Origin of the sequence: Massilimicrobiota sp. An80 (genome assembly GCF_002159255.1) — a bacterium.
GTDB classification, from domain to species: Bacteria; Bacillota_I; Bacilli_A; order Erysipelotrichales; family Coprobacillaceae; genus Allocoprobacillus; species Allocoprobacillus merdigallinarum.
Genome location: NZ_NFHI01000074.1, coordinates 1 through 7,002 on the forward strand (window position 1 = coordinate 1; position 7,002 = coordinate 7,002).

4 protein-coding genes are annotated in these 7,002 nt (G+C 32.2%); all 4 read left to right on the top strand.

The annotated features are described in order from the left end of the window. The coding region (locus B5G32_RS12940) for a PhoU domain-containing protein (protein ID WP_275543410.1) at nucleotides 1-552 on the top strand (552 nt) is incomplete at its 5' end. Nucleotides 553-724: 172 nt separating this feature from the next. Next, on the top strand, nucleotides 725-2,821 hold the full coding sequence (pulA, locus tag B5G32_RS12945; protein ID WP_087936892.1) for a type I pullulanase: 2,097 nt from the start codon (nucleotides 725-727) through the stop codon (nucleotides 2,819-2,821). Between the two features lie 9 nt (nucleotides 2,822-2,830). Then, nucleotides 2,831-3,385 (top strand): aminoacyl-tRNA hydrolase, encoded by a 555-nt coding sequence (gene pth, locus B5G32_RS12950; protein WP_087304328.1) that lies wholly within the window; start codon nucleotides 2,831-2,833, stop codon nucleotides 3,383-3,385. Nucleotides 3,386-3,398: 13 nt separating this feature from the next. Next, on the top strand, nucleotides 3,399-6,842 hold the full coding sequence (mfd, locus tag B5G32_RS12955) for a transcription-repair coupling factor (protein ID WP_087936893.1): 3,444 nt from the start codon (nucleotides 3,399-3,401) through the stop codon (nucleotides 6,840-6,842). The last annotated feature ends 160 nt before the right edge of the window (nucleotides 6,843-7,002 follow it).

Consider the following 7,002-nt stretch of genomic DNA (forward strand, 5'->3'; position numbering starts at 1 on the left):
GACAAATATGAAAAGCTACAAAAGAATGAAGAATATATTAACTATTTGAATAAAAATATCGTAGACTTTACAACAAATGCGATTTCAACAGAATTTCCAGTAGAAGGATCACAGGCCATAGGTCTATTCATGAAGATATCATCAGACATTGAAAGAATTGGAGATCATGCGGTGAACATAGCTCAAAGGGCCGAGCTTCTTCAAAGTGAAGACAGACGATTCTCACATGAAGCTATGGATGAGATTGGAATCATGAGCAGTCTTTGTGTCAATATACTAGATGAGCTGAGAATCATGAATTATGATGAGTTCAGTAGCATTGTAGACAAAGTTGATGTAATAGAAGAGAACATAGACAAGACACATCATCAGTTTACAGTGAATCAGCTTAAGAGATTGAAAGACAAGAAATGTACAACAGAGAACAGTGTTGTCTATACAAAGATTCTTACAGATTTTGAAAGAATCGGAGATCATGGATTGAACATAGCTGAAGGTTTCTATAAAGCAAGAGAAGCAATGAAAGCTATGAAGATGATAGAACATCAATAAAAAGCAGATATACCTATTGAAAGGTATATTTGTTTTTTTATATGACAATTGATATAAAGTATCAAACCTAAACAAGAAAAGTAAAGGGGTTACATTCTTTGATAGTTTTTTAGATTTGTTTATGTTATACTTGGAATGGTTAATAGTCGTGTTAAAGAGAAAGGATGGTTATATGGAAGAAAGTGCAGTAAGGATGAAAGCTTATGCAGTTGCTTTTGATGAGATTAGAGTTTACTTATCTAAAGGATATTATAATGGTATTAGTAGCCAATTTTATATTAAAAATATTGAAAATGATCAATTGATACCATTGAATGGAGATTCGTTGAATAATAGTAGTCAGGACGGATTTCAGGAATATGTATTTCATACCAATTTTACAATGGGAAAAGTTTATAAGGTTGTTGATGCCTATGGTTTAAGCTGTTATTTAGATTTTTCAAAACTATCTATGTGTGAAGAATTTGATGAATTATATTTTTATGATCATAATGATTTAGGAAATCAATATACAAAAGAGAAAACAACATTCAAAGTATGGGCACCACTTGCGACTGGTGTTATTTTGAAAGTCATGAAATGGAATGGGGAAACAGAATTGTTCCCAATGAAAAGGCAAAAAAAAGGTGTTTATTTTGTTGAAGTCTGTGAAGATTTAGAATTGGAACAATATGTTTATTTAATCAGACATACAAACAGTTATGAAGTGACTTTAGATCCTTATGCTTATTCTTCATCATCAAATGGACGTGCCAGCATTATTGTGGATTTAGAAAAAGTACCATGTCGTCAGTTTGACTTACCAGTTTTAGAGAAAATGACTGATATGGTGATTTATGAAACAAGTGTTAGAGATTTTTCTATGTCTTCTACCAGTGGGATGAAAAATAAAGGAAAGTTTTTGGCTTTTACAGAATTAAATACATCAACAGATAGTGGAAATCCAACGGGATTAGATTATTTATCATGTTTAGGTATTACCCATTTACAGCTCATGCCTATTGCTGATTTTGCGACAGTGGATGAAAAGAATCCATTGGAATTATATAACTGGGGATATGATCCATTAGCTTATAATGTGACAGAAGGAAGCTATGTGACAGATCCAGACGATGGTTATATGCGTATTACTGAAGCACAACGAATGGTTGAAGCATTACATTCTAGAGGTATTCGTGTTGTTATGGATGTTGTTTTTAATCATATGCATGATGTCAATATCAATGCTCTTGAAAGAACAGTGCCTTATTATTTCTTTAGAAGAAATGAAGATGGTAGCCTTTCTAATGGCTCATGGTGTGGTAATGATTTAAATACAACAGCATTGATGTGTCGTAAATATATTTTAGATATGTGTAGACGCTGGCAGGTTTTATATGGTATTGATGGATTCCGTTTTGATTTAATGGGTATCATTGACCAGGAAACAATGAAACTTGTAGATGCACAAGGAAAAGCTTTAGATCCTTCATTTGTTGTTTATGGTGAAGGATGGAATATGCCTACAGCTTTAGATGAAGAGATGCGTACAACGATTCAAAATAATTTGAAAACACCATATATTGGATTCTTTAATGATTTCTTTAGAGATACATTAAGAGGTACGAACCAGATGGAAACAAAAGGTTATTTTTCTGGTGATACGTATAAAACAAATGATGCGATGAAAGCTATTTGTAATTTAGATATGTTTGCGAAAATTACACAATCTATTAATTATGTAGAATGTCATGATAATGCGACATGTTATGATAAATTACAGATTTCGAATTATGATGAATCTGAAAAGATTAGAAAAAGACGTTCACGTCTGATGATGGCCGCAGTGATTTTATCGCAAGGTGTTCCTTTCTTGCATAGTGGACAGGAATTCTTTAGAACAAAAGGTGGACTTTCTAATACATATAATGCTGGTGATCAGGTTAATGCATTAGATTGGAATCGTAAAGATATGGAAATTGATACGACTCAATTTGTACAGTTTTTAATTCACCTTAGAAAAAATAATCCTTGTTTTAGATATGGAAGTTATGATATGATACGTAAAAATGTGAAAACAGAAAATATTAATCATCGCATGATTAAATATTCATTACATCAAAATGAAGGAGAATATAAGGATTTTATCATATACTTTAATGCTTCTCTAGAAACACTTCAGGTTGAAGTGGAAGATGGTTTCCAACTTTTATATCATAGTGAAAAAGGTAAAATTTTAGATCATCAATTAGATGTGAATGGAGTTTGTCTAGCGATATTAGTAAGATAGGAGTTATATATGAAGTTAATCGTTGGATTAGGAAATCCAGGTAAAGAATATGAGAAAACAAGACATAATGTTGGTTTTATGGTGATGGATTGTTTAGCAGATGATTTTCATGTGTCTATAAATACAAAAAAATTTAAAGGTGAATATGTCAAATTAAAATATCAAGGGGAAGATATTATTTTACTCAAACCAATGACATATATGAATAATTCAGGTGAAGCCGTAAGTCAAGTCATGAACTTCTTTAAAATTGATGTCGATGATTTACTGGTGATTTATGATGATATGGATATGCCAACAGGCAAGTTACGTTTAAGACAAAGTGGAAGTGCTGGAGGGCATAATGGAGTGAAAAGTATTATTGCTCATGTAGGTACACAAAATTTTAAACGTATTCGCGTGGGTATTGATAAACATCCTCAAATACCTGTGGTGGATTATGTATTAGGACGTTTCACCAAAGAGCAGCAGTCACTTATCGAAGATGGTATTCAAAAAGCCACGCAAGCTGTTCAGATGATGCTTGATAAAGATTTTGTAGCCGCAATGAATGCTTTTAATTAGGAGATGAAAAGATATGAAGAAGATTATTCAGATTTTAAAAAATAATTCAGCATATCTTGCAATGAAAAAAGGAAAAGGCGAGATTGTTGTATCTCACGCTAGCGATGAGGCGATTCTCATTGCTAGTGCTTTTTTCGCTTGTCCCAAAACAATGCTGGTGATTAAAGATAGCTTATATCAGGCACAGCTTTTATATCAGGAGCTGTATCCTTTGTTGCATCAAAAAGTCGCTTTCTTTCCATGCGATGAATCATTACGAGTAGAAGCTTTGGCTTCTTCTCAGGAATTAGTTGGAGAACGTATTCATACTTTGTCATTATTACTGCAACATCAGCCAATCGTTGTGATTTGTCATACTCAAAGCTATTTACGTTATATACCACATCCTTCTCTTTTTGAAAGTTCTCAGTTACATTTATCTGTAGGTATGACCATTGATCCTTTGACATTAAGAGAAAAACTTATCCGTAGTGGATATCAGATGATACAACGTGTTGATGAACCATTTTACTATTCAAAACGTGGTGGGGTTATAGATGTTTACTCTATCCAATATGAGAATCCTATTCGTATTGAATTTTTTGATGATGAAATTGAAAGCTTACGTTTCTTTGATAAAAATACACAACGTTCTTTAGAAAATGTTCAGGAAGTTACAGTCTTACCAGCGACCGATTTGCTTTATGATGATCAGGAAATAGAACATGTGATTTCACAGATTGAAACATTACAGAGTCAAACACAGTGTCCTGATTATCAGGATGATTTGGATGAAGAAATTTCTATTGATATAGAATCTATTAAGAATCATGATTATTCATCTCGTCTTTATCAGTACATGGGATTGTTTTCATCATCAACGTCATTACGTTGTTATTTTGATGATGTGCTGATTGTAACATCAAGTCAGGAAAAAATAAAATCAGTTTATAATCAGTACGTAGAAGAAACATTTTACTATTCTCATGAATTACAAGACATGGGGAAAATGGTGAAAGGATTGTCATTATTTCAAAATTTAGATTCATTATTAAAAAAGACAGATATTGACTTTGTTGATTTTAGAACGAATGACAAACAAATTTCCTTTTTAACAAGAGAAATTCAATTACCATTATTGAATGAAAATCAATTGATTCAACAAATCAAAGATTATCTCATTCAAAATAAAATCCTTATGTGTCTTGAAAGTAGTCATCAAATTCAAATGATGACAGATTTATTGGATCAATATCATCTCTCTTATGCCTTGGTAGGTCATGATGATCATATTTATCAGGGAATTAATATTTATATGGGTGATTTATCAACAGGTATAGATTTTTGTGAAGAACATGTGATCCTGTTGACAGAAAAAGAGTTATTTAAGGTTAACAGTCAAAAGAAAAAAGGCTACATTAAATATAAAGATGCAAAAGTCATCAATGATTATACGGAATTAAATATTGGAGATTATGTTGTTCACGATGTCAATGGAATTGGACAATATATGGGTATTAAAACACTGGAAGTCAGAGGTGTGAAAAAAGATTACTTGTATATTGCCTATAAAGGAAATGATACTTTATATATTCCCGTAGAAAATTTTAAACTGGTACGAAAATATGCTTCCAGAGATGGAAAAGTTCCAAAAATTCATTCTTTAAATAGTACAGAATGGCAAAAAACAAAACAAAGAGTCAGAAACAAAGTTGATGATTTGGCAGATCGTTTAATTGAAATATATTCACAAAGAATGAAACAGCCTGGATTTGCATTTCCTAAAGATGATGCTATGCAAATACAGTTTGAAGAATGTTTTGGTTATGAACTGACACCAGATCAAAAAGAAGCAGTCAAAGAAATTAAAGCTGATATGGAAATGCCACGTCCTATGGATAGATTGTTATGTGGAGATGTTGGATTTGGGAAAACAGAAGTGGCTTTACGTGCCTGCTTTAAGGCTATTTTAGGTGGTAAGCAAGTTGCTTTTCTATGTCCTACAACGATTTTATCTTCACAGCATTATCATACGATGGTTACTCGTTTTGAAAATTTTCCAGTCACTATTGCTTTATTAAATCGTTTTACAACGACGAAACAAAGAAAACAGATTTTAAGTGATTTAAAGGAAGGAAAGATTGATTTATTAGTTGGGACACATCGTATTTTATCAAATGATGTTGTTTTTAAAGATTTAGGATTATTATGTATTGATGAAGAACAGCGTTTTGGTGTTAAACAGAAAGAAAAAATTAAAGAAATCAGAAAGACAATAGATGTTTTAACTTTAACTGCTACACCAATTCCAAGAACTTTACAAATGTCTTTAATGGGAATTCGTGGATTATCACAAATTGAAACACCACCGTTAAATCGTTTGCCAGTACAGACTTATGTCATGGAAAAAAGCAATCAGCTTGTCAAACAGGTGATTGAACGTGAACTTGGGCGAAAAGGACAAGTTTTCTATTTACATAATCAGACAGCCAATATTGAAAGTGTGGCTAATGAAATTGCCAGATTGGTTCCACAGGCAAAAATTGGTATTGGACATGGGCGTATGAGCAAAGATGAACTTGAAAAGGTGATGCAGGCTTTTGTAGATAAAGAATATGATATTCTGGTTTGTACAACGATCATTGAAACCGGTATTGATATTCCTAATGCCAATACCATTATTATTGAAAATGCTGATCGTTTTGGTTTGTCTCAGCTTTATCAGATTAAAGGACGTGTTGGTCGTAGTGAACGTTTGGCTTATGCATATTTATTGTATGCAAAGAACAAGCAAATGAATGAAGAAGCAACGAAGCGTTTAAAGGCGATTAAAGAATTTGCACAATTAGGTAGTGGATATAAGATTGCTATGCGTGATTTATCTATTCGTGGATCTGGTGATATACTAGGAGGAGAACAGGCTGGATTTATTGATACAGTTGGTTTTGATATGTATATGAGGATTCTTCAGGAGGCTATTGAAGAAAAAACGGGAGAGAAAAAAGAAGAAAAAGAAGTGCCTGTTCAAAATGTCAATGTTGATGGTTATATTCCTGAAAATTATGTAGAAAATGATATGGAAAAATTAAATCTTTATCAACGTATATATAAAGCGCAACATTTAACACAGTTACAATCTTTAGAAAAAGAATTAAAAGATTTATATGGAACATTGCCTAGAGAAGTGAATAATATTGTATTGAAAAGAAAATATGAAATTTTATGTACACAGCCTTTCATTGATGAAGTCAAAGATGCAGGTGGATATGTTCAAATCATGTTGACACAGGAATTTTCAGCCCATATTGCAGGTGATCAGCTTTTTGAATTGGTTAATCGTTTATTTGATAAACCACAGTTAAAATACATTAAAAATGAAATTGTGATTATGATTCAAACAATCGGTCAATGGTTACCACATACAATAGAATTATTAAATGAATTAAAGAAAATGGATGAGCAATCACGACATCAGTGATTGCTTTTTCATATAAAAAAATCCTCATAGAATGAGGATTACAGGCTGTTGACAAAGTAAAAAAGTCAACAGCTTTTAGTTTTCAAATGAAAGAATATATGGTATTATATCCATTGTCGTGGATGACTTCTTTCCAAGTACGCAAACTTTGAGGCTCCAC

Bases quoted from the DNA above. Each gene is read 5' to 3' on its own strand.
- pulA (WP_087936892.1), top strand. From the start codon at position 725: ATGGAAGAAAGTGCAGTAAGGATGAAAGCTTATGCAGTTGCTTTTGAT.
- pth (WP_087304328.1), top strand. From the start codon at position 2,831: ATGAAGTTAATCGTTGGATTAGGAAATCCAGGTAAAGAATATGAGAAA.
- mfd (WP_087936893.1), top strand. From the start codon at position 3,399: ATGAAGAAGATTATTCAGATTTTAAAAAATAATTCAGCATATCTTGCA.